Origin of the sequence: Pseudomonas sp. W2I6, from assembly GCF_030815935.1 — a bacterium.
Lineage (GTDB): Bacteria > Pseudomonadota > Gammaproteobacteria > Pseudomonadales > Pseudomonadaceae > Aquipseudomonas.
The window spans coordinates 4296325-4320795 of sequence record NZ_JAUSXJ010000001.1; the positions used below are offsets into that span (position 1 = coordinate 4296325).

At 61.3% G+C, this 24471-nt stretch carries 17 protein-coding genes and 1 pseudogene; 4 read left to right on the top strand and 14 right to left on the bottom strand.

The window, feature by feature from the left end; genetic code table 11:
• Positions 1-2 precede the first annotated feature (2 nt).
• The 4 genes from QF039_RS19610 to sdhC are packed head-to-tail and all read right to left on the bottom strand — an operon-like array spanning position 3 to position 3234.
• The gene (locus QF039_RS19610; protein WP_003210571.1) at positions 3-707 is read right to left on the bottom strand and encodes a succinate dehydrogenase iron-sulfur subunit; all 705 of its coding nucleotides are present in this window, start codon (positions 705-707) and stop codon (positions 3-5) included.
• Positions 708-718: 11 nt separating this feature from the next.
• On the bottom strand, positions 719-2494 hold the full coding sequence (gene sdhA / locus QF039_RS19615) for a succinate dehydrogenase flavoprotein subunit (protein WP_003210572.1): 1776 nt from the start codon (positions 2492-2494) through the stop codon (positions 719-721).
• Positions 2495-2497: 3 nt separating this feature from the next.
• On the bottom strand, positions 2498-2866 hold the full coding sequence (sdhD, locus tag QF039_RS19620; RefSeq protein WP_003210573.1) for a succinate dehydrogenase, hydrophobic membrane anchor protein: 369 nt from the start codon (positions 2864-2866) through the stop codon (positions 2498-2500).
• Positions 2860-3234 carry a succinate dehydrogenase, cytochrome b556 subunit gene (gene sdhC, locus QF039_RS19625; RefSeq protein ID WP_008433998.1) on the bottom strand — a complete coding sequence of 125 codons (375 nt, stop codon included), beginning with the start codon at positions 3232-3234 and terminating at the stop codon, positions 2860-2862. Before sdhC ends, sdhD begins: the two co-directional genes overlap by 7 nt.
• Positions 3235-3597: 363 nt before the next feature.
• On the opposite strand from sdhC, the pseudogene gltA reads away from it, so the two are divergent.
• Positions 3598-4888: pseudogene (gltA, locus tag QF039_RS19630) on the top strand (citrate synthase).
• Positions 4889-5050: 162 nt separating this feature from the next.
• Here the strand turns inward: gltA and QF039_RS19635 are convergent.
• The 3 genes from QF039_RS19635 to QF039_RS19645 all read right to left on the bottom strand — a co-directional run bounded on the left by QF039_RS19635 (position 5051) and on the right by QF039_RS19645 (position 8108).
• Positions 5051-6709 (bottom strand): cation acetate symporter, encoded by a 1659-nt coding sequence (locus tag QF039_RS19635; protein ID WP_003210576.1) that lies wholly within the window; start codon positions 6707-6709, stop codon positions 5051-5053.
• A complete protein-coding gene (locus QF039_RS19640; RefSeq protein ID WP_003210577.1) occupies positions 6706-7017 on the bottom strand; it encodes a DUF485 domain-containing protein in 312 nt (103 codons plus the stop codon). Before QF039_RS19640 ends, QF039_RS19635 begins: the two co-directional genes overlap by 4 nt.
• A 239-nt stretch (positions 7018-7256) precedes the next feature.
• Entirely contained in the window at positions 7257-8108 is an 852-nt protein-coding gene (locus QF039_RS19645; RefSeq protein ID WP_008433997.1) for a glycine betaine ABC transporter substrate-binding protein, read from the bottom strand.
• 330 nt (positions 8109-8438) lie between these two features.
• Between QF039_RS19645 and QF039_RS19650 the strand changes: the two genes are divergently transcribed.
• Complete coding sequence (locus QF039_RS19650) at positions 8439-9992, top strand: glycosyl hydrolase family 17 protein (RefSeq protein ID WP_307520216.1); 1554 nt, start codon at positions 8439-8441, stop codon at positions 9990-9992.
• 88 nt (positions 9993-10080) lie between these two features.
• Here QF039_RS19650 and QF039_RS19655 read toward each other — a convergent pair whose 3' ends face one another.
• A complete protein-coding gene (locus QF039_RS19655) occupies positions 10081-10449 on the bottom strand; it encodes a hypothetical protein (RefSeq protein ID WP_177049340.1) in 369 nt (122 codons plus the stop codon).
• 236 nt (positions 10450-10685) lie between these two features.
• Here QF039_RS19655 and QF039_RS19660 point away from each other — a divergent pair, with 236 nt between their 5' ends.
• Together QF039_RS19660 and QF039_RS19665 are read left to right on the top strand one after the other, a co-directional pair.
• Positions 10686-11984, top strand: coding sequence for a hypothetical protein (locus tag QF039_RS19660; protein WP_003210581.1), 1299 nt, complete (start codon positions 10686-10688; stop codon positions 11982-11984).
• Complete coding sequence (locus tag QF039_RS19665) at positions 11977-12765, top strand: VacJ family lipoprotein (RefSeq protein WP_003210582.1); 789 nt, start codon at positions 11977-11979, stop codon at positions 12763-12765. The genes QF039_RS19660 and QF039_RS19665 overlap by 8 nt, the downstream gene beginning before the upstream one ends.
• A 30-nt stretch (positions 12766-12795) precedes the next feature.
• Here QF039_RS19665 and QF039_RS19670 read toward each other — a convergent pair whose 3' ends face one another.
• The 6 genes from QF039_RS19670 to QF039_RS19695 all read right to left on the bottom strand — a co-directional run bounded on the left by QF039_RS19670 (position 12796) and on the right by QF039_RS19695 (position 24461).
• The gene (locus tag QF039_RS19670; protein WP_307520222.1) at positions 12796-14787 is read right to left on the bottom strand and encodes an FUSC family protein; all 1992 of its coding nucleotides are present in this window, start codon (positions 14785-14787) and stop codon (positions 12796-12798) included.
• 71 nt (positions 14788-14858) lie between these two features.
• On the bottom strand, positions 14859-15842 hold the full coding sequence (locus QF039_RS19675; RefSeq protein WP_307520224.1) for a GlxA family transcriptional regulator: 984 nt from the start codon (positions 15840-15842) through the stop codon (positions 14859-14861).
• A gap of 34 nt (positions 15843-15876) precedes the next feature.
• Positions 15877-16782, bottom strand: a complete 906-nt coding sequence (locus QF039_RS19680; protein ID WP_177019608.1) for a DUF808 domain-containing protein — start codon at positions 16780-16782, stop codon at positions 15877-15879.
• Between the two features lie 67 nt (positions 16783-16849).
• On the bottom strand, positions 16850-18271 hold the full coding sequence (locus QF039_RS19685; protein ID WP_177019607.1) for an efflux transporter outer membrane subunit: 1422 nt from the start codon (positions 18269-18271) through the stop codon (positions 16850-16852).
• Positions 18268-21393 carry an efflux RND transporter permease subunit gene (locus tag QF039_RS19690; protein ID WP_373462081.1) on the bottom strand — a complete coding sequence of 1042 codons (3126 nt, stop codon included), beginning with the start codon at positions 21391-21393 and terminating at the stop codon, positions 18268-18270. Before QF039_RS19690 ends, QF039_RS19685 begins: the two co-directional genes overlap by 4 nt.
• 5 nt (positions 21394-21398) lie before the next feature.
• On the bottom strand, positions 21399-24461 hold the full coding sequence (locus tag QF039_RS19695) for an efflux RND transporter permease subunit (protein ID WP_307520231.1): 3063 nt from the start codon (positions 24459-24461) through the stop codon (positions 21399-21401).
• Positions 24462-24471 lie beyond the last annotated feature (10 nt).

The window sequence follows — 24471 nt, forward strand, 5'->3', positions numbered from 1 at the left end:
GGTTACACGCCGCTTTGCAGCAGCATGCTACGTACGTGACCAATGGCCTTAGTCGGGTTCAGGCCTTTGGGACATACGTTGACGCAGTTCATGATCCCGCGGCAGCGGAATACGCTGAACGGGTCATCCAGCGAAGCCAGACGCTCGGCAGTCTTGGTGTCACGGCTGTCTGCCAGGAAGCGGTACGCTTGCAGCAGGGCAGCTGGGCCCAGGAACTTGTCGGGGTTCCACCAGAAGGACGGGCAGGAAGTCGAGCAGCAAGCGCACAGGATGCACTCGTACAGACCGTCCAGCTTCTCGCGCTCTTCCGGAGTCTGCAGACGCTCGATGGCCGGAGCCGGCGTGTCGTTCTGCAGGAATGGCTTAACCTTCTCGTATTGCTTGTAGAAGATGCTCATATCGACGACCAGGTCACGGATAACCGGCAAACCTGGCAGCGGACGAACAACCAACTTGTTGCCTTTCACCACGGAAGACAGCGGCGTGATGCACGCCAGGCCGTTCTTGCCGTTGATGTTCATGCCGTCGGAGCCGCAGACACCTTCACGGCAAGAGCGACGATAGGAGAAACCCTCGTCCTGCTCTTTAACCAGGGCCAGCACGTCCAGCACCATCAGGTCCTTACCACCGGTATCGACCTGGAATTCCTGCATGAACGGCGCAGCGTCCTGATCAGGGTTGTAGCGATAAACACTGACTTTCAACATGGCAGCCACCCTTAGTAAGTCCGAATCTTCGGTTCAAACGTCGGAACCGTCTTCGGCGAGAAGTTCACGGCACGCTTGGTTACGCGCTTGTCACCCGGGAAGTACAGGGTGTGGCACAACCAGTTTTCGTCGTCGCGGTCTTCATAGTCTTCACGAGCGTGAGCACCACGGGATTCTTTACGAACCTCGGCGGCGATCGCAGTCGCTTCAGCCACTTCCAGCAGGTTTTGCAGCTCAAGGGCTTCGATTCGAGCGGTGTTGAACGCCTGGCTCTTGTCGTTGATCTTGACGTTGGCGATGCGCGTACGCAGGTCAGCCAGCTGGGCGATACCTTTCTGCATGTATTCGCCGGTACGGAACACACCGAAGTAGTTCTGCATGCAGCTTTGCAGTTCTTTGCGCAGGGAGGCAACGTCTTCGCCATCGGTACGCGAGTTCAGGCCATCCAGACGTGCCAGGGCAGCGTCGATGTCGGACTGGCGTGGACGCGCGTAATCAACGCCTTCCTTGAGGGTCTGTTCCAGGAACAGGCCGGCGGCACGACCGAATACCACCAGGTCAAGCAGCGAGTTGCCGCCCAGACGGTTGGCACCGTGAACCGATACACAAGCTACTTCACCTACCGCGAACAGACCAGGGATGATCTGGTCAACGCCGTCGGCGTCCTGGGTGATCGCCTGGCCATGAATGTTGGTGGCAACGCCGCCCATCATATAGTGGCAAGTTGGAACAACCGGGATCGGCGCAACAGCCGGGTCAACGTGAGCAAAGGTCTTGGACAGCTCCATGATGCCTGGCAGACGGCTGTGCAGCACTTCTTCACCGAGGTGATCGAGCTTCAGCATCACGTGGTCGCCATCGGGACCACAGCCGTTACCGGCGATGATCTCTTTAACCATGGAACGGGCTACAACGTCACGACCGGCAAGGTCTTTGGCGTTCGGAGCATAACGCTCCATGAAGCGCTCGCCGTTCTTGTTGATCAGGTAACCACCTTCACCACGGCAACCTTCTGTAACCAGTACACCGGCGCCAGCGATGCCGGTCGGGTGGAACTGCCACATTTCGATGTCCTGTACCGGAACGCCTGCACGCAGGGCCATGCCGATACCGTCACCGGTGTTGATCAGGGCATTGGTTGTCGAAGAGTAGATACGGCCTGCACCGCCGGTGGCCAATACGGTGGCGTTAGCCCGCACGTAAGAGGTTTCGCCGGTTTCGATGCAGATAACGATCATGCCTACAAAGGCACCGTCTTCGTTCTTCACCAGGTCGACGCCGTAGTATTCGTTGAGGAATACGGTGCCGGCCTTCAGGTTGGCCTGGTACAGGGTGTGCAACAGCGCGTGACCGGTACGGTCGGCTGCGGCACAGGTACGAGCGGCCTGGCCACCCTTACCGAAGTCTTTCGACTGGCCGCCGAACGGACGCTGGTAGATGCGACCCTGTTCGGTACGGGAGAACGGCAGCCCCATGTGCTCCAGCTCGAAGACCGCTTCCGGGCCTACGGAGCACATGTATTCGATAGCGTCCTGGTCACCGATATAGTCGGAACCCTTGACGGTATCGTACATGTGCCAGCGCCAGTCATCGTTTGGATCGGCGGAGGCGATGGCGCAGGTGATGCCACCCTGGGCCGAAACGGTGTGGGAACGGGTCGGGAACACCTTGGTGATCACGGCAGTCTTGTGACCGCCCTGGGCCAGTTGCAGCGCAGCGCGCATGCCGGCACCGCCGCCGCCAATGATGATGGCGTCGAATGAAAGCGTATTAACTGTGTTAGCCATGAATCAGATACCCCAAAGAATCTGCACACCCCAGACGAAGTAAGCGAACATCGCGACGCCGCATACTGCCTGGAAGAGAAACCGTACTGCTGTCGCGGACTTGCCCAGCGCCATCGGCGTCAGGTAGTCGGTCGCGATGGTCCACATGCCAACCCAGGCGTGAGCGCCCAGGGCTACAAGGGCCAGCAGACTGAAGATGCGCATCCCGTTGTGAGCGAACAGGCCGTGCCATTGGGCGTAGCCAATGCCAGGGTTCGCCGCGAGGTACCCGATCAGGAAGATGAAATAAGCCGCGAGAACAACCGCAGACACACGTTGCGCCATCCAGTCATAGAGGCCCGAACGCGACAGGTTCGTAACGCTGGTTACCATATCCAAACTCCCGCCAGAACGATCAGCACCACGGAAATGGCGATGACGATTTTCGAGCCCAGCTTGCCGCCTTCCAGCGTCTCACCGATACCCATGTCCATGATCAAGTGGCGAATACCGGCCACAAGGTGATAAAGCAGAGCGGACAGGAGGCCCCAGGCGACGAATTTGGCCAGCGGACTGGTCAAGCATGCCTTCACCTCGGCGTACCCTTCTTCCGAACCCAGGGATTTGCTCAATGCATAAAGCATGATGCCCAGGCCAAGAAACAGGATGATGCCGGATACACGGTGCAGGAACGACGTTACGCCGGTGATGGGGAGTTTGATGGTCCTTAGGTCTAGGTTTACAGGTCGTTGGCTATTCACGGCTTTTTTTCACACTGAAGAGCCCCTAACAATCAGGGCAAAGTTGTTGGGGAGTGCACTGGTCAGGTAACCACCACCCAGGGAGTGCGACCCCCATCAAAACGGGCCCAAAAGCCCCTGGCGGTCGGAGGCCGAGTATAGACAGTTAGGCAACTAATGACAACGCGCACTCCTCACCCTAATAGCGCATTGCGCTGGCGGCATAAAAGGCGTAAATGGCAGGTAATTTCGAGGAAAAAGTACGGTTAAAGCCTTCTGGAGCAAGACTTTAGGCAAATTGACATCTGAATTTATCTCACTATAGTGGTGCGGGCCCTGCGTGGGGGGTCTGTCTGATGATTTGAAGCATAAATAGGAGGCCACATGGCTGACAAAAAAGCGCAGTTGATCATCGAGGGCGCAGCCCCCGTCGAGCTGCCCATTTTAACCGGCACCGTTGGTCCCGATGTTATCGACGTACGGGGCCTGACGGCCACGGGCCGTTTTACATTTGACCCAGGCTTCATGTCGACCGCCTCATGCGAGTCGAAGATCACCTATATCGACGGTGATAACGGTATCTTGCTGCACCGCGGCTACCCGATCGAACAGCTTGCTGAACAGTCGGACTACCTGGAAACCTGCTACCTGCTGCTTAATGGCGAATTGCCAACAGCTGAGCAAAAGGCCCAGTTTGTCAGCACCGTGAAGAACCACACCATGGTTCACGAGCAGTTGAAGACCTTCTTCAACGGCTTCCGTCGCGACGCCCACCCGATGGCCGTCATGTGCGGCGTAGTCGGCGCCCTGTCGGCCTTCTATCACGACTCCCTGGACATCAATAACCCGCAGCATCGCGAAATCTCCGCGATCCGCCTGGTTGCCAAGATGCCGACCCTGGCCGCAATGGTTTACAAGTACTCCATGGGTCAACCCATGATGTACCCGCGCAACGACCTGACGTACGCGGAAAACTTCCTGCACATGATGTTCAACACCCCGTGCGAGATCAAACCGATCACGCCCGGTGCTGGCCGCCGCGATGGACAAGATCTTCATCCTCCACGCCGACCACGAACAGAACGCCTCGACCTCTACCGTGCGCCTGGCGGGCTCCTCGGGCGCCAACCCGTTCGCCTGTATCGCCGCCGGTATCGCCGCACTGTGGGGCCCTGCCCACGGCGGTGCGAACGAAGCCGTATTGACCATGCTCGATGAAATCGGCGATGTCTCGAACATCGACAAGTTCATCGCCAAGGCCAAGGACAAGAACGATCCGTTCAAGTTGATGGGCTTCGGTCACCGGGTCTACAAGAACCGCGACCCGCGCGCCACCGTAATGAAGAAGACCTGCGACGAAGTGTTGAAGGAACTGGGCATCAAGAACGATCCGCAACTCGAACTGGCCATGCGCCTGGAAGAGATCGCCCTGACCGACCCGTACTTCATCGAGCGCTCGCTGTACCCGAACGTCGACTTCTACTCGGGGATCATCCTCAAGGCGATCGGCATTCCAACCAGCATGTTCACCGTGATCTTCGCCCTGGCGCGGACCGTGGGCTGGATCTCCCACTGGAAAGAAATGCTCTCCAGCCCGTACAAGATTGGCCGTCCGCGCCAGCTGTACACCGGCTACGAGTCGCGTGACATCACCAAGCTGGAAGACCGCAAGTAAGCTGATCGCTACTTGGCTACACCGAAAACGGCCTCCCTTGATAGAGAGGCCGTTTTTATTTGTGCCGGATTTGAGAAACAGTTTTGTCGTATCTGTTACCAATAAAGGCAAAAAAAAGCCCCGATCTCACGACCGGGGCATTTTTTTGTAACTGTTACAGGCTTAGTGGCTAACCGCCCCACTCGCCCCCAGGCCAGTCTGCGAACGCACAAACTGCGGGAAGTACAGCGCACGTTCCTTCTCTGCCGCCGCCGACTTGTCGGTGATGGAGAAGAACCAGATGCCGATGAACGCAATGATCATCGAGAACAGCGCCGGGTACTCGTAAGGGAAGATCGCCTTCTCATGGTGCAGGATCGAGACCCAGATGGTTGGGCCGAGGATCATCAGGCCAACGGCGCTGATCAAGCCCAGCCAGCCACCAATCATCGCACCGCGGGTGGTGAGGTTTTTCCAGTACATGGAAAGCAGCAGCACCGGGAAGTTACAGCTGGCCGCAATGGAGAACGCCAGGCCCACCATGAACGCGATGTTCTGGCTTTCAAACAGGATGCCCAAGCCAATCGCCAGCACTGCCAGGGCGATGGTGGTGATCTTCGATACGCGAATCTCATCCTTCTCGTTGGCCTTGCCTTTCTTGATCACGCTGGCGTACAGGTCATGGGACACCGCCGAAGCACCCGCGAGGGTCAAACCGGCAACCACTGCCAGGATGGTGGCAAATGCCACGGCCGAGATGAAGCCCAGGAAGATACTGCCGCCCACCGCGTTGGCCAGGTGCACCGCCGCCATGTTGTTACCGCCGAGCAAGGCACCTGCAGCATCCTTGAACGCCGGGTTGGTGCTGACCAGCAGGATCGCGCCGAAACCGATGATGAAGGTCAGGATATAGAAGTAGCCGATGAAGCCAGTGGCATACAGCACGCTCTTGCGAGCTTCCTTTGCGTCACTCACGGTGAAGAAGCGCATCAGGATGTGCGGCAGGCCGGCGGTACCGAACATCAGTGCCAGGCCGAGGGAGAACGCCGAAATCGGGTCTTTCACCAGACCGCCCGGGCTCATGATCGCTTCACCTTTAGGGTGAACCTTGATCGCCTCGGCAAACAGCATGTTGAAGTCGAAGTTGACGTGTTTCATCACCATCAGCGCCATGAACGAGGCACCGGACAGCAACAGCACTGCCTTGATGATCTGCACCCAGGTGGTCGCCAGCATGCCGCCGAACAACACATAGAGGCACATCAGGATGCCTACCAGGATCACCGCGACGTGATAATCCAGGCCGAACAGCAGCTGGATCAGCTTGCCCGCGCCGACCATCTGCGCGATCAGATAGAACGCCACCACCACCAAAGAGCCACAGGCCGACAGGCTGCGGATCTGGGTTTGCCCCAGGCGGTAGGACGCCACGTCGGCAAAGGTGTATTTGCCCAGGTTACGCAGGCGCTCGGCGATCAGGAACAGAATGATCGGCCAGCCCACCAGGAAGCCGATGGAGTAGATCAGGCCGTCGTAGCCGGAGGTGAACACCAGCGCGGAAATCCCCAGGAAGGAGGCTGCCGACATGTAGTCACCGGCAATCGCCAGACCGTTCTGGAACCCGGTGATCTTGCCGCCGGCCGCATAGTAGTCGGCCGCCGACTTGTTGCGCTTGGACGCCCAGTAGGTGATGCACAAGGTCGCGCCGACGAAGGCCACGAACATCAGGATCGCTGCGATATTCAGCGGTTGTTTATGCACTTCGCCGGTCAGTGCATCGGCCGCCCAAACGGCAGGTGCAAAGGCCGAAGCGCCGAGTACAGCCAATAGACGACGGATCATTGCGCAGCCTCCTTGAGAATCGCATTGTTCAAGTCGTCGAATTCGCCGTTGGCGCGTCGTACATAGATGCCGGTGAGGACGAAGGCCGACACAATCAGCCCGACCCCGATCGGGATCCCCCACGTAATGGACGAACCGGGGCTGATCTTGGCCCCCAGTATTTGCGGCCCATAGGCAATCAGAAGAATGAAAGCGGAGTAAAGCCCAAGCATGATTGCCGAGAGAATCCAGGCGAATCTTTCCCTTTTACTAACCAGCTCCTTGAAACGCGGGCTGTTTTGAATCGAGAGGTAAATGCTGTCGTTCATTGTTTTTATCCTCGCAGCACAGCTTTTTATTATTGGAACATATCCACTGTATGCGGCTGAGGAACAGGTTCCAGACGACCTTAGTAGTAGAAGGAGTGTAGCGAGGGATATTGAAGGTGCAGGAATAATTGCGGGGGCGAAATAATGTGGGAGCCGGGCTTGCCCGCGATGGGATCACCTCGATACATCAAGTGCACCGAGGCGTCTGCATCGCAGGCAAGCCAGCTCCCACAAGAGACTTACTTAGCGGTCCACTCGGCGACACGTTCAGGGTGCTTGGCCACCCAGTCCTTGGCCGCCGCTTCAGGCTTGGCGCCCTCTTGGATCGCCAGCATGACTTCGCCGATTTCATCCTTGGAGGCCCACTGGAATTTCTTCAGGAACGCCACGACTTCCGGGGCTTTCTTTTCCAGGCCTTTGCTGCCGATGCTGTTGACGGTTTCAGCAGCACCATAAATTCCTTTTGGGTCGTCCAGGAAACGCAGTTTCCACTTGGCGAACATCCAGTGTGGCACCCAACCGGTGACCGCAATGGATTCCTGTTTGTCTTCGGCACGGGTCAGCTCGGCGATCATCGCCGCGCCCGAACTGGCTTGCAGTTTGTAGTCCAGGCCATAGGCCTTGATCGCTTCGTCGGTCTTGAGCATCACGCCTGAACCGGCGTCGATACCGACGATCTTGTTCTTGAAGGTGGTGTCGGTCTTGAGGTCTTCGATGGATTTGGCTTTCACGTACTCAGGCACGATCAGGCCGATCTTGGCGTCCTTGAAGTTGGGGCCGTAGTCGACCACCTTGTCCTTGTTCTTGGCCCAGTATTCACCGTGGGTCACCGGCAACCAGGCGGAGAGCATGGCGTCGAGTTTGCCGGTGGCCACGCCTTGCCACATGATCCCGGTGGCGACCGCTTGCAGTTTCACGTCATAACCGAGCTTTTGCTTGATCACTTCTGCCGCCACGTGGGTGGTGGCGACACTGTCCGACCAGCCATCCACATAGCCGATGCTCAGGGTTTTGCTGTCGGCGCTGGCCAGTGTGGAGCTCATCGCAACTACCAGAGTGGCAGCTGCGCCCAAGAGTCGTCGCATCTTCATAGTGCTTCCCCGAAAGTGCTGCGCCCGGCGGATGCCGAGCGACGTCAACCTGTTGTTATGTGGTGCACCGCGCCCCCTTCACGCGCATCGATCACGTGGGTGCCTCATCAGTGGAGGGCTGACACTTCGATCATCAACCTGCTGCCACAAGCGACCTGCTCTGACTGCGACCTCAGGTAAGCAAGAAACGACATCACATCGCCAGCAGGATGATTTGTAGGACATTCACCGACGATCCCGCCCGAACTTTGCATGTCAAAATTATGCGGCCCCACTGGGACGGCTCAAATCCGGGTAAGATGCGCGCCTTTGCCCCCAGACGGCCTGATCATGCCCGCGACTGCACGTTTCCCGCTCCTGCCCTATTTATTTGCCCTGATCCTCGGTGTGCTGGCCCTCGGCGGCTATTGGTACGGCCTTGGCCAACCGGTGGTGCTGCCGGACGTGGCCAGCGCCAGCCACAAGCTGCAATGTGCGTCCTACACGCCCTTCGACAAAGACCAGTCGCCGTTCGACCAGCCGTTCAAACTGCGCCCCGAGCGCATGGATGCCGACCTGGCGTTGCTGGCCACCCGTTTCGAATGCATTCGCACCTACTCCCAGACCGGCCTTGAAGACTTGCCGGCACTGGCGCGCAAACACGGCCTGAAGCTGATGAGCGGCGCATGGGTCAGCAGTGATCCGGTGGCCACCGCCAAGGAAGTCGAGGCACTGATCGCTTCGGCCAATGCCAACCCCGACGTCGTCACCTCGGTGATCGTCGGCAACGAAACCCTGCTGCGCAAGGAAGTCACTGCCGCGCAGCTGGTCAAGTTGATCCATCACGTCAAGGACCATATCAAGCAACCGGTCACCTATGCCGATGTGTGGGAGTTCTGGCTGCAACACCCGGAAATCGCCCCGGCCGTGGACTTCCTGACCATCCACCTGCTGCCTTACTGGGAAGATGACCCCTCGGGCATCGACCAGGCGCTCAAGCACGTGGGCGATGTGCGCCAGACCTTCGGCAACAAGTTCGCCCCCAAGGACGTGATGATCGGCGAGACCGGCTGGCCGAGCGAAGGCCGCCAGCGGGAAACGGCGGTGCCGAGCCGGGTCAACGAAGCGAAATTCATGCGCGGGTTCGTGGCCATGGCCGAAGCCAATGGCTGGCACTACAACCTGATCGAAGCGTTTGACCAGCCGTGGAAACGCGCCAGTGAAGGGGCGGTGGGGGGTTACTGGGGCCTATTTGATGCGGACCGCCAGGACAAGGGCGTGCTCGCCGGCCCGGTGACCAATGTGCCGTACTGGCCGCTGTGGCTGGGGGTTGGCGGGATTATCCTGCTGGGCACGCTGCTGCTGGGTGGCCGCGTGCGCACGGCCCGGGCTGCGTTGTTGTTGCCATTGCTGGGCGCCGTGGCGGCCTGCTCGATCGGCACCTGGGCCGAGTTGAACCGGGTCACCGCGCGCTTCACGGATGAGTGGGTGTGGGCTGGATTGCTGGTGGCCTTGAACCTTGCGGTACTGGCTCACGCGGCCCTGGCGTTGAGTGCGCGAGAAGGTTGGCGCGAACGCGCCTTCAACTGGCTGGAGCAGCGCGCTGGCTGGCTGGTGGCAATCGCCGGGTTTGCCGGTGCGGTCATGATGCTGGCGCTGGTATTTGACCCGCGTTACCGCAGCTTCCCGAGTGCCGCGCTGGTGCTGCCGGCGCTGGTGTACCTGGTGCGTCCGGTGAGCGGGCTGCGGCGGGAGATTGCGTTGCTGGCGTTCATCATCGGTGCCGGCATTGCGCCGCAGTTGTTCCGTGAAGGGTTGATGAACCAGCAGGCGTGGGGTTGGACGGTGGTGAGCCTGCTCATGGTTGCAGCCTTGTGGCGTTGCTTGCGGGTGCGCAAGGCTTAAGACCGCTATCGCAGGCAAGCCAGCTCCCACATTTGGATCTGTGAACACGGTCAAATGTGGGAGCTGGCTTGCCTGCGATGGGGCCCTGTCAGGCTGCCCGAGGCGCCCTGACCAACCGCAACCCCGCAATCACCACCGCAAACACCGCAAACGTCGTGTTGTACAACGCCAACGCCGGAAACCCGAACACCAGCGCCAACACGGCCAATCCCCACCCGGCCCGGCCCGGCACGAAAAACGCCAGCACCGCCGTGACCAGCGCCGCCCAGCCCAACACCTTGAAGTGAATCATCAACCCCAGGTTGGAACGCACCTGGCATTCCCAGCGGCTGGCTTCGTCGGCGCAAATGCCCACCCAACGGCCATCCTCCATGAATCCGTAACGCGCGCCATAACTGGCGGCCAGCCAAAGCGGCAGGGCAATAAGCAACAGGATCAGCGGAAAACGGCGGGACATGGGGCACTCCGATAGGCGAAAACGGCGCCCAGCTTAATCCCCCGGTGGCCGTTGGCAAGTTTTGCAAACAGATAAGTGTTCATTAAGGCGTGCCAAAGTGTATCGTCTCGCTACTATTACCCCGATTCCGACGTTTTTTCCGACTTTTAGTGCCGAAGGCTGGCACTTCGGCAGCAACGCGGTGGTCATAGCCTGCGAACTCCACTTCAGCACGTTTTCCTCTTAGGGATTTAGTCATGCTCCGTTCCTTGCGCTGTGCGGCCCTGTTGGGCAGCCTTTTTCTGAGTGCGTCAGCACTGGCGGTCGATATCGACCAGGCCAGCTATGGCTACCCTTTGACCAACCCGTTTGAAGCGACCATCGCCACTACCCCGCCGAACCTGCGGCCGGAACTGCCATCGGACGATCAAATCAATCAGTCCGACTACACCCTGACGATGCGTCCCGAGCGCGAGTTCAGCCTGCCTGACAACTTCTGGGCGGTGAAGAAACTCACCTACCGCATCGCCAAGCAGGACCGTGCCGCACCGCTGATCTTCCTGATCGCCGGCACCGGCGCACGCTTTGACAGCACCATCAACGAATACCTGAAAAAGCTCTACTACAAGGCCGGCTACCACGTCGTCCAGCTGTCGTCCCCCACCAGCTTCGACTTCATTGCCGCCGCCTCGCGCTTCGCCACTCCCGGCATCAGCCAGGAAGACGCCGAAGACATGTACCGCGTGATGCAGGCCGTACGCGCGCAAAACCCGACGCTGCCCGTGACCGACTTCTACCTCACCGGCTACAGCCTCGGCGCCCTCGACGCAGCCTTTGTCAGCAAGCTGGACGAAACCCGTCGCAGCTTCAACTTCAAGAAAGTCCTGCTGCTGAACCCGCCGGTCAACCTCTATACCTCGATCACCAACCTCGACAAACTGGTGCAGACCGAGGTCAAGGGCATCAACAACAGCACCACCTTCTATGAGCTGGTGTTGAACAAACTGACCCGCTACTTCCAGCAAAAGGGCTACATCGACCTCAACGATGCCCTGCTGTACGACTTCCAGAACTCCAAGGAACACCTGACCAACGAACAGATGGCGATGCTGATCGGCACTTCATTCCGCTTCTCGGCGGCCGACATTGCCTTCACCTCGGACCTGATCAACCGTCGCGGCCTGATCATCCCGCCCAAGTACCCGATCAGCGAAGGCACCAGCCTCACGCCGTTCCTCAAGCGTGCGCTGCAGTGCGACTTCGACTGCTACCTCACCGAACAGGTGATCCCGATGTGGCGCGCCCGTTCCGACGGCGGCAGCCTGCTGCAACTGGTTGACCAGGTCAGCCTGTATGCCCTCAAGGACTACCTGCACGACAGCCCGAAAATCGCCGTCATGCACAACGCCGACGACGTGATCCTGGGCCCTGGCGACCTTGGCTTCCTGCGTAAAACCTTCGGCGATCGCTTGACCGTCTACCCCCTGGGCGGCCATTGCGGCAACCTCAACTACCGCGTCAACGCCGACGCCATGCTGGAGTTCTTCCGTGGCTAAATATCTTCTGCTGCTCGCCGCCCTGATGTGCGCGGGCGTGGCCAATGCCGACAACAGCAAGGCCCACACGCCGACCGTAGTGGACTCCGACGGCTTCAAGGAGCCCCTGAGCCACCTCAAGTTCAACCCTGGCCTGGACCAGCGTGAGTTCGAGCGCTCGTCGGTCAACGCGCTGAATGTCTACGACCCGCTGGAGTCGTGGAACCGCCGGGTCTACCACTTCAACTACCGCTTCGACCAGTGGGTGTTCCTGCCCGTGGTGGACGGTTACCGCTATGTCACCCCGAGCTTCCTGCGTACCGGCGTCAGCAACTTCTTCAACAACCTCGGGGATGTACCCAACCTGCTGAACAGCCTGCTGCAGCTCAAGGGCCATCGTTCCCTGGAAACCACCGGCCGCCTGCTGCTCAACACCACCATCGGCATCGCCGGTCTGTGGGACCCGGCCACCGCCATGGGCCTGCCGCGCCAGAGCGAAGACTTCGGCCAGACCCTGGGCTTCTACGGTGTACCGGGCGGCGCCTACTTGGTGCTGCCGCTGTTTGGTCCGTCGAACCTGCGGGATACCACCGGCCTGCTGGTGGACTACGGCGCCGAGACCGAGATCAACTTCCTGAACGTGTCCAAGGTCAGCGAAAACCACCCGGAAATCTGGGCCCTGCGCGCCGTCGACAAGCGCTACCAGACCAGCTTCCGCTACGGCCAGATGAACTCGCCGTTCGAGTATGAAAAGGTGCGCTACGTGTACACCGAGGCGCGCAAGTTGCAGATCGCCGAGTAATGCCCCGTGTAGGCGCTGGCTTGCCAGCGCCTACATCCCCCGCCGACACCACTTACGCCACGTAAACCGCAGTTGCAGCACGGCCGCCCTGGCCATTTCCCGATCCTGCTCCGCCAATCCCGAAGGCTGTTCAAGCGCGTCAAGCATCGCAACGCTGGCCGCATCCATCAGCGACTCATTCGCCACGCTCGGTCCACCCTCCTCCAACACCGACTCCAATGCCCGCAAATAGCGATCGCGCTCAATCGCCAACGCACCCCGGCTGTCCGCCAGGCAGGCACGCAACTCCAGCAACTCATCCCCCAGGTCCAGCCCCAGCAATCCGTTATCCCAGTGGACACGGCGATCGGCAGGCAAGGTTTCGCTGTAGCGCGACAGGCGAATCAGCCGGTCCGCCATGCGCCCGCCAAACCAGCTTTCAGCCTGCTCCAGGGGACGGGAAGTCAATTGCGCCAGGTCGAACAACGACGCCTTGAACATCCGCCGATAGTGATGTTCGCCGGGATTGAGCTGGATCAGCCGAAACACCACCACGGCAATACCGACACCCACCAACGTCGCGATGGCCTTGTTGAGGAACGCGGCGAAGTCATAGGTCATCACATTGCTGGGCCCGACATTGTTGACGAAAAAGATGCAGAACGCCGAGGCCGTGGCCGCCAGCTTGAGGCGGCTCATGCACAACGAGGCGAAAAACAGCGGCACTCCCAACGCCAGGCATAACAGGGGAAAGCCATCGAAGCCGGGCAACAGCACGAAGCACACAAAACCGGCCACCGGGATCGACAGCGCTATGCCCTTGAGGAAATTCAGGCTGGAGGCCGACGGGTTTTCCCGCGCTGCAAACAGGCTCAACACCACGCCACAAATCGATACCGCGCCCAAACCCGAAGGCCATGCCGTAAAGATCCAGAACGCCGCGACCGCCAGAAACGCCAACGCACTGCGCAGCCCGCCAAGCACCCCCTGCTCGATATCCCGGTGCCAGGACATCGCTCCCGGTGCGCCGGGCGGCACCCTGCCCTGCTCGACCGCCGACAGCGTCAATGCACCCAGCTCAATCAAGCGCAACACCTGCGCCAGTTGCACCAGGCAAAAGTGCGCCTCCTGGCCAAGCTGCGGATCCTGCAACGCCAGGCCAAGCCGTTGTGACAACCCGGGCAGTTCATCAAGACGCTCCTGCTGCAACGCCGAAGCCACCGCTTCAATCAGTAGCCCGACCGCCGCCGTTTCATCGAGCATCATCCGCTGGCGCGCCACGCCCCGCGCCGCCCGCAGCAGGCTAAGCAGATCACGGCTGAGCACCCGCAAGGCCTGGGAGCGGCGCCGGCCCTTGGGCCCTTCAAACCAGGCATGGTCGCGCTGACTGTCCACCGCCACCAGGCGGCTCAACGCTTCGAGCAAGCCTTTACGCTGGTCGTTACCCAACAGCTCCGAAGCGGCAGCCCGCACCCCGGCCTGCCAGGCGGCGCGCGCCTGAACCGCCAGCACCTGCTCGACCCGGCGCGGCCACAGAATCGTACTGGCGATGGAGGCACAAAGAATCCCCAGGCTGATCTCCTGGCAGCGCGCCACCGCCTCATCGAACACTCCCAGCGGTGCCGCCGTAGCGGGCAGCGCAATAATCGCCGTGGTGTAACCCGCCAGCACAAACCCATAGGACGCGTGATTGCGCAGCAACGAAGCCCCGGTGGTACAGAACGCCAGCCACAGCGCCATGCACAGCAGGAACAACAACGGCGCCTGGCCAAACACGCCGATCATCGCAATGGAAACCATGGCCCCGACAAACGTACCCACCAGCCGATAGGCGCCTTTGGCCAGGACCATGCCGCTGGTGGGCTGGCCCACGATAAATACGGTGGTCAGGGCCCATTGCGGTTGCTGCAAGTCAAAACAGAAGGCCAGGTACAACGCGACCCCGCCGGCGATCATGTTGCGCAAGGCAAACAGCAGATCGCTACGGGACGGGGTCAACGTCGCCTGCCAGAAATCAGGGAGCTGGAAGGTGGAGGATTTCATTAAACCCACATATAGATAGCAAGCTAATGATTAGCATCGTATCTATATTTGTGGCGAATGCCAATCTCAGGCTATTTGACCAGGCGCTTTTCCTTGGATGGCCTGTAGCCAAAGTAGGCGCTGTAGCACTTGCTGAAATGGCTCGGCGAGACAAACCCGCAAGCCACCAGCACATCCACCTGGGACAGCTCGGTGTGTTGCAGCAGCCGACGGGCCTCGGTGATGCGCAGTTCCAGGTAATAACGCTGGGGCGTGGTGCCAAGCTGCTCCTTGAACAAACGCTCCAACTGGCGTCGGGAACGGCCCGCATAAACGGCCAGTTGCTCAAGCTCCAGAGGCTCTTCGAGGTTGGCGTCCATCAGGTTGACCACCTCGCGCAGAGGCGCGCTCAAGCACACGTTTTCCGTGGGTTTCACCCGCCGGTAGCGCGACTCCTCAAACGCCAGGATGTCCTCGATCCCCTCCACCAACGCTTTGCCGTACAGCCCCTTGATCCAGTCCAGCGCCATATGAAACGCACCGGAAGGGCTCGATGCCGTCAGCCGGTCGCGATCAATCACATAGGGTTCGCTGCTGACCTGCGTCGCCTTGCAGAAATCAGCGAGGGCCGGGCGATGTTCCGGGTGCACGGCGCAGCGGTAGCCGCCCAGCAATCCCGCACGCCCCAGGAACCACGCACCATTCCACAAACCGGCCAGGCTCACACCCTGCTCCGAGGCGCTTTTCAGCAGGTGGATAAACTCCTCCGCAGCCTTCAGTTCAGTGCGATAGCCACCGCATATCACCAACAGGTCCAACTCTTTAAGCACCGAAGACTCAAGCCGCGCATCGGGCCGGATCACCAGCCCCAGGTCACTGGTCACCTCGCCTTCCCGCAAGCCGAAGGTCGACGTAGAAAAAGAAGCGGGCCGCAGCAGGTTGGCGGTGATCAGCGTATCCAGCGCCTGGGTAAACGCCGGCAGCGAGAAATGTTCGAGCAACACAAATCCCGCACGCACCGTCTGACGGGCCTCGCCGGGATTTTCATTCAGGTAGCGGAGGTTCTTGCCTTTCATGCCCCCGCTGAATTGCCGTCGCTCGATCAAATGCCTATGCCCTCACCCGCTTCCAGAGGTTACCCAGCACGCTGACCACCGCCAACACCACGGCCCCGGCAATGATCCCCGCCACTGCATTGAGCAACGTCGGCATCAACCACGCCAGGCCGCCAGTGCTCTGGCTCACGGTCTCGATCCAGTGATGCACCACCGGCACACCATGGGTCAGGATGCCACCGCCCACCATGAACATCGCCGCCGTACCGATCACCGACAGGCTTTTCATCATGTACGGCGCCGCCCGCAGGATCGCCCCGCCAATGCTGCGCGCCGCCTGGCCGGGCTTCTGGGTGAGCCACAGGCCCAGGTCATCGAGTTTGACGATACCGGCCACCAAGCCGTAGACGCCGATGGTCATGACGATGGCGATACCCGACAACACGATCACTTGCTGCATCAGCGGTGCATCGGCCACGGTACCGAGGGTGATGGCGATGATTTCGGCGGAGAGGATGAAGTCGGTGCGGATCGCGCCCTTGATCTTGTCCTTCTCGAAGGCCACCAGGTCCGTGGCCGGATCCGCCACGGCTTCCACCAGGTGCGCCTGTTCTTCGGTGCGCTTGTGGAAGAAGCTATGGGCGAGTTTTTCGAAACCTTCAAAACACAGGTAAGCGCCGCCCAGCATCAACAACGGCGTGACCGCCCACGGCGCAAACGCGCTGATCAGCAAGGCGGCGGGCACCAGGATCAACTTGTTGACGAACGAGCCCTTGGCCACCGCCCACACCACCGGAATTTCCCGCTCGGCGCGCACCCCGGAGACTTGCTGGGCATTCAGCGCCAGGTCGTCCCCCAGCACGCCGGCGGTTTTCTTCGCGGCCATCTTGGTCATCAACGCCACATCATCGAGCACCGCGGCGATGTCGTCGATCAATACCAGCAAACTGCTTCCTGCCATGGCTCAGGCTTCCCGTGATTCAAAGTGCGCCGAGAATAACGCGGCGCACACCGGGTTAGCGAGCCGTTCAGCGCGCAGGCGTTTGCCAGCCACCGCCAAGGCTCTGGATCAGCGCCACACTGCCCTGGCTGAGCTGGCCCTGGGTGTCGCGAAGATTCTGCTCGGCTTGCAGCAACACCAGTTGCTGGGTCAGCACGGCCTCCTGGCTCACGGTGCCGGCGCGCAACTGTGCTTCCTGGCTGCCGAACAGTTGCTGATTACGCTGGTACACCTGCTGGAACGCATCGGCCTGGGTTTGCAGGTGGTTGATTGCCGACAGGTTGTCTTCAACGTTCTGCAAGGCGCTGAGCACGGTGCCCTTGTAGGTCGCGGCGATCTGGTCATAGCTGGCCTCGGCCTGCTTGACCGCCGCTTCGCGGGCGCCGCCATCGAACAGGGTTTCCGCCAGCGCCGGCCCCAACGTCCAGATGCGATTGGGCAGGGAGAACAACCCGCCCAACGCACTGCCGCGGTAACCGGCTTCGGCAGTCAGATCCAGCGTAGGGAAGAACGCAGCTTCGGCCACGCCGATTTTCGCGTTGGCCGCCGCTGCCGAGCGCTCCGCCGCCACCACATCGGGACGCCGTTGCAGCAGGGTCGACGGCAAGGTCAACGGTGGCCGCGGGACCACGAAGCTGTAGTCATTGCGCACTGCCACGCTGAATTCACTCGGCGCCACACCCACCAGCACCGCCAGCGCGTGTTCGTATTGCTCGCGGTCGCGCAGGGAGGTCTGCAAGTCGGCAATCGAGGTTGTCAACTGGTCCTGCGCCACCAGCAACTGGTCGTTGGTGGCGACGCCCTGGGTGAACTGCACCTGGATCATGTCCAGCAGTTGCTGGTTGATCTTCTGTTGTTGCTGCAACAGGCGCACGTCGATGTCCATCTGCCGCAGGGCGAGGTAGTTACTCGCCACGCTGGAACTGATGGACAGCCGCACCCCGGCCAGCAACGCATCCGATTGCTGGGCCGTCGCCTGGCTGGACTCTATCCCGCGCCGCACCAGGCCCCACAGGTCCGGCTCCCAACTGGCGGTCAAGGTTGCGCTGACACTGTTCTGCACGCCGCCCGCCGTGGTACCGGTGGTGGACGTGCCGCTACCACTGCCTGCCGTTCCCCGCGAACCCGACAACCCTACACCAACGGTGGGCCACAACCCTGCCCGGCTGGACGCCACCTGCGCCTGGGCCAGACGATAAGCCGCCTCCGCCGCGATGATCGACTGGTTGGCCTTGGCCGAGCGCGCCACCAAATCGTTCAGTACCGGGTCCTGATAGGCCAGCCACCACTGGCTGTCCATTGCCCCCTGGGGATTGGCCGCCGCGCGTTGCCACTGCGCGCCTTCCTTGAACGACTGCGGCAGCTCCATGGCGGGCTTCTGGTAATCGGGCCCGACCATGCAGCCGCCGAGCAGCAGGCTGATGCAAAGCACGCTGTATTTCACGTTCATAACCTTGCTTCCTTACGCCGACCCAGGCGCTGTGACGCCCGGTCGAGCCACAGGTAGATCACCGGGGTGGTGTACAGCGTCAGCACCTGGCTGAACAGCAGGCCACCAATAATCGAAATCCCCAACGGCCGGCGCAGCTCCGAACCGTAGCCGGTGCCGAGCACCAGCGGCAGCGCGCCAAGAATCGCCGCCAGGGTGGTCATCATGATCGGCCGGAAGCGGATCAGGCACGCTCGGCGAATCGCTTCCTTGGCCGTGAGGCCGAACTCCCGCCGCTCGGTGATCGCGAAGTCGATCATCATGATCGCGTTTTTCTTCACGATACCAATCAACAGAATCACCCCCACCAGCGCAATGATCGACAGCTCGGTGCCGGTCAGCAGCAAGGCGATCAACGCACCGACGCCGGCCGAGGGCAGGGTCGAAAGAATGGTCAGCGGGTGCGTCAGGTTTTCGTAGAGGATGCCCAGCACGATATACACGCACAGCAACGCAGCGACGATCAGCAGTGGCTCACTGGCCACCGACGACTGGAACACCTGGGCCGTACCGGCAAACTGACCGACCACACTGGCGGGCATGCGCAGTTGCTTCACCGCATCGTCCACCATCGCCGTGGCCTGGCCGATGGACGTACCGGGCGCCAGGTTGAACGAGACTGTCACCGCCGGGAACGTGCCCTGGTGACTGATGGAAATTGCGGTGCGCGCCACCGTGTTATCCGCCAGTGCCGAGAGTGGCACCAGGGTCTGCCCGGTGGTCAGGTTGGGCACCGCCGTGGTGCCCTTGGTGGTCGTGGCCTGGGTGCCCGTCGGCACATAAATGCCCTTGAGCGCGGAAGGGTCGGTCCAGTATTCCGGCGCGATTTCCATCACCACGTGGTACTGGTTGGCCGCGCGATACAGAGTCGCGACCTGGCGCTGGCCAAAGGCGTCGTACAGCGTCTGGTCGACCGCCGAGACACTCACCCCGAGGCGCGCCGCCGTGTCCCGGTTGATTTGCACATTGGCCAGCAAGCTGTTGTCTTGCTGGTCGGTATTGAGGTCGGTGAGTTGCGGCAATTTGCGCAGCACCGCCATCACCTTGGGCACCCATTCGTCCAGCGACTCCTGGTCATCGGCGGTCAGGGTGTATTGGTATTGCGCGCCACTTTGCCGGCCACCCACGGTGATGTCCTGGGCCGACTGCAAATACAGCTTGGTGCCCGGCAAGTCGCCGAGGCTGCGGCGGATCTGGCCGATGATTTCGGTGGCGTTGTCCTTGCGCTCGCCCAAGGGCTTGAGCAATACAAACATCTGCGCGCTGTTGACCGCCCCGCCGCCCCCTCCGCCACCGCCGACAAACCCGGCGACGGTTTCGATGTTCGGGTTTTTCATCACCTTGCGGTTGATCTCGGTGAAGTCCTTCTGCATCGCCCCATAGGAAATGCTCTGGTTCGCCAGGATGCTGCCCTGCAAGCGCCCGGTGTCTTCCTGGGGGAAAAAACCCTTGGGCACCAGCACGTACAACACGCCGGCGAGCACGATCACCAACACCGTCACAAAACCCATCAGCACCGTATGGTCGATCACCCAACCGAGGGTGCGATCGTAGAAGCGGTGAAAGCGCGAGTCCGGGTGTTCACTGCCTTCATGAATCGCTTTCGGCGCGCGCAGCAGCACGCTGGCGAGCATCGGTGTAACCGTCAGCGAGATCAGCATCGAGATCACAATGGCCACCGACAACGACACCGAAAACTCGCGGAACAGCCGCCCGACAATCCCGCCCATCAGCAGCAGCGGAATAAACACCGCCACCAGCGACACGCTGATGGTCAGTACCGTGAAGCCGACTTCCTGGGCACCGGCCAGCGCCGCTTCCACCCGGGTCTTGCCGCGCTCCAGGTGGCGCATGATGTTTTCCACCACCACAATCGCATCGTCCACCACAAAGCCGGTGGAAATCGTCAGCGCCATGAGTGACAGGTTGTTCAGGCTGTAGCCGAGGAAGTACATCGCGCCGAAGGTGCCGAGCAGCGACAGCGGCACCACAATCGCCGGCACCAGGGTGCTGCGCCAGTCGCGGAAGAAGCCGAAGGTCACCAGGGTCACCAGCAGGATCGACACCAGCAACGTGATCTCGACGTCATGCAACGAGGCGCGAATGGTGGTGGTGCGGTCCATCAGCAGGTTGAGCTTGATCGTCGCCGGAATCGAGCTTTGCAGGAACGGCAGCGAGGCTTTCACCGCGTCCACCGTTTCGATCACGTTGGCGCCCGGCTGCTTGAACACCACCAGCAATACCGCCGGCTTGCCGTTGGACAGGCCGAAGTTGCGCAGGTCCTGCACGTCTTCGCGCACGTAGCCCAGGTCGGCGATATGGATCAGGTCGCCGTTGTGGGCCTTGACCACCAGCGGCCCGTAGTCCTTTTCATCGAGCAACTGGTCATTCGCCGCAATGCCGTAGTTACGGTCGCCGATGGCCACGTTGCCCTTGGGCAAGTTGACGTTGGAGGCGTTGATCACCTGGCGCACCTGCTCCAGGCTGACGCCGTACTGGTTGAGCCGATCGGGGTTCAATTCCACCCGCACCGCCGGCAGCGCCCCGCCGCCCACCGTCACGTCACCGACCCCGGTGGTCTGCAACAACTTTTGCTCCAACAGGGTCGAGGCCACGTCATACATCTGCCCCGGCGTGGCGCTGTCGGAGGTCAGGCTGATGATCAGAATCGGCGAATCCGCCGGGTTGACCTTGCGGTACGTCGGGTTGCCGGACAGGTCGCTGGGCAGGTTGCTGCGGGCCGCATTGATCGCCGCCTGCACATCCCGCGCGGCGCCGTCGATGTCGCGATTCAGGTCGAACTGCAAAATGATCCGCGCCGAGCCCAAGCTGCTGGATGAGGTCATCTGCGTGACCCCGGCGATCTGCCCGAACTGGCGCTCCAGGGGCGTGGCCACTGAACTGGCGACGGTGGTCGGATCGGCGCCGGGCAACGAGGCGCTGACGCTGATGGTCGGGAAATCCACCTCCGGCAACGGCGCCACCGGCAACAGCATGAAGGCCAGCGCGCCAAACAGCGCGAGGCCGGCCGCCATCAAGGTGGTTGCAATCGGGCGGCGAACAAACGGCGCGCTGAGGTTCATTGCCATCAGACCGCTTCAGCCGGGCGGCGGCTGAAGCGCTGCCCCAGGCCGTGCATGGCGAGGAAGATCACCGGCGTGGAAAACAGCGTCAGCAACTGACTGAGCAACAACCCGCCGATAATCGCGATGCCCAGCGGGTGACGCAGCTCCGAACCAATCCCCGTACCGAGCGCCAGCGGCACCGCGCCGAACAGCGACGCCATGCTGGTCATCAGGATCGGCCGGAACCGCAACTCTGCCGCCTGGCGGATCGCGGCCGTGGGGCTCAGGCCGCCCTCGCGTAACAACTCCAGGGCAAAGTCGACCATCATGATGCCGTTTTTCATCACGATGCCGATCAGCAACACAATGCCAATCAAACCGATAATGTCGAACTGCGTGCCGGTCACCAGCAGCGCCAGCAAGGCCCCGAGCGCCGCCGAGAGCAGCGTCGAAAGGATCGTCACCGGGTGCACGAAGCTCTCGTACAGAATCCCCAGCATCAGGTACACCACCACAATCGCCGCCACCACCAGGAACACCTGGTTGGACAGCGACTGCTCGAACGTCGCCGCCGCACCTTCGAGGTTGGCCTGCACCGACAGCGGCAAACCGACCTTGGCCTCGATGTCCTTGAGCCGCGTGACCGCCGCGCCAAGGGTCTGGCCGGGCGCTAGGTTGAACGAAACGTCGGCATACGGAAACTGGCCCAGCCGGTTGATGGTGACGGGCGCCCGCACCACCTGCAGGGTCGCCATGCTCGACAGCGGCGCGACGCCGCCACCCGGAATGTCCACGTACAACCCGGTGAGCAGGTCCGGCAAGTTGCGCGGCGGATGGTCGGTGGCGATCACCACGTGGTACTGGTTGAGCTGGGTGTAGATCGTCGAGACCTGGCGCTGGCCGAAGGCGTCATACAGCACATCGTCAATCGCCTGGGGCGTGATACCGAGTCGCGAGGCGGTGGCGCGGTCAAAGGTCAGCTGGATCTGATTGCCGAATTGCATCGCCTGGCTTTGCACATCGGTGAACATCGGGTCTTGCTTGATCGCCGCCAGCAGCTTGGTGGTCCACGTTTCCAGCTCGTCCGGATCGGTGGCTTGCAGGCCGAGGCGGTAGCTGGTGGTGGACACCGTGGCGTCGAGGGTCAGGTCCTGTACCGAGTGCAGGTACAGGCGGATCCCGGCGTCGTCGGCGTTGGCATCGGAGAGCCGGCGGATCACCTCGGTGGCACTGTCACGCTCGCCGCGGGGCTTGAGGTTGATCAGCAGGTTGCCCTGGTTGATGGTCGGGTTGGTCTGGTCGATACCGACGAAGGACGACAGGCTTTGCACCGCCGGGTCCTTGAGGATTCGCGCGGCCAGGCGCTGTTGTTCGGTCTGCATCTGCTGGAACGAAACGGTCGGCGCGGCTTGGGAAATGCCCTGGATCAGGCCGGTGTCCTGGTCGGGGAAAAAGCCCTTGGGCATGATCACCAGAATCATCAGGGTCAGCGCGGCGGTGAGCGCTATCGAGATCAGGGTCAAGGTGCGGTGCGCCAACACCCAGTCAAGGCCACGCACGTAGTGGGTGTTGATGCGGTCGAAGAAATCCGCGCGGCGTTCCTGGTGCTTATTCTTGAGCATCCGCGCGCACATCATCGGCGTGAGGGTCAGGGAGATGAACGCCGAGATAACGATGGTCACGGCCACGGTCATGGCGAATTCGCGGAACAGCCGGCCGACCACATCGCCCATGAACAGCAGCGGGATCATCACTGCAATCAGCGCAATCGACAGCGAAATAATCGTGAAGCCGATTTGCTCCGCCCCCTTGAGCGCCGCCTCCAGCGGCGAGTCGCCCGCCTCGATATAGCGCGTGATGTTTTCGATCATCACGATGGCGTCGTCCACCACGAATCCGATGGCGATAGTCAGCGCCATCAGTGTCAGGTTGTTCAGGGAGAAGCCCAGCGCATAAGCCACCGCCAGGGTGCCCACCAGCGTCAGCGGCACGGTGACTGCCGGAATAACCGTCGCCGCAACGTCGCGCAGGAAAATGAAAATCACGATCACCACCAGCAGCACCGCCACCGCCAGTTCGTACTGCACATCGGTGACCGAGGCGCGGATGGTTTGCGTGCGGTCGGTCAGCACATCGACCTTCAAGGTACCCGGCAAACTGGCCCGCAGCTTGGGCAGCAATTGCTGCACGCGGTCGACCACCTGGATCACGTTGGCGCCTGGCTGGCGCTGGATGTTCAGCACAATCGACGGCGTGCTGTTGGTCCACGCAGCCTGGCGCGGGTTCTCCGGGCCCTGGGTGGAACTGGCGATCTGCGACAGGCGAATCGGTGCGCCATTTTTATAGGCGATCACCAGGTCGCGGTATTCCTCGGCCGATTGCAGCTGGTCGTTGGCACCAATCGAATACGCCTGGAACTTGCCGTCGATATTGCCCTTGGCCTGGTTGACGTTGGCCGTGCCGAGGGAGGTGCGCAGGTCATCAATGGACAGGCCGAGGCTATTGAGCGCCGAGGTATTCGCCTCGACCCGCACCGCCGGGCGTTGGCCGCCGCTGATGGTCACCAGGCCGACGCCAGTGATCTGCGAGATCTTCTGCGCCAGCCGTGTATCCGCCAGGTCCTCGACCTTGGTCAGCGGCAACACATCGGAGGTCAGGGACAGGGTCAGCACCGGCGCATCCGCCGGATTGACCTTGCTGTACACCGGCGGGTACGGCAGGTTGGCCGGCAGGAAGGTGCCGGCGGCGTTGATCGCGGCCTGCACTTCCTGCTCTGCCACGTCCAGGGACAGCGACAGGTCAAATTGCAGGGTCACCACCGAAGCGCCGTCGGAGCTGGTGGAGTTCATCGACTTGAGGCCCGGCATCTCGCCGAGCTGGCGCTCCAGCGGCGCGGTGATCGAGGAGCTGACCACGTCCGGGCTGGCGCCGGGGTATTGGGTGAAGACCTGGATGGTCGGGTAGTCGACTTCAGGCAACGCCGACACCGACAACAGGTGATACCCCAACATGCCCAGCAACAGCACCGCGACCATCATCAAGGTGGTGGCGACGGGACGTTCGATAAAGGGCCGCGAAATGTTCATGCTCGGCAGC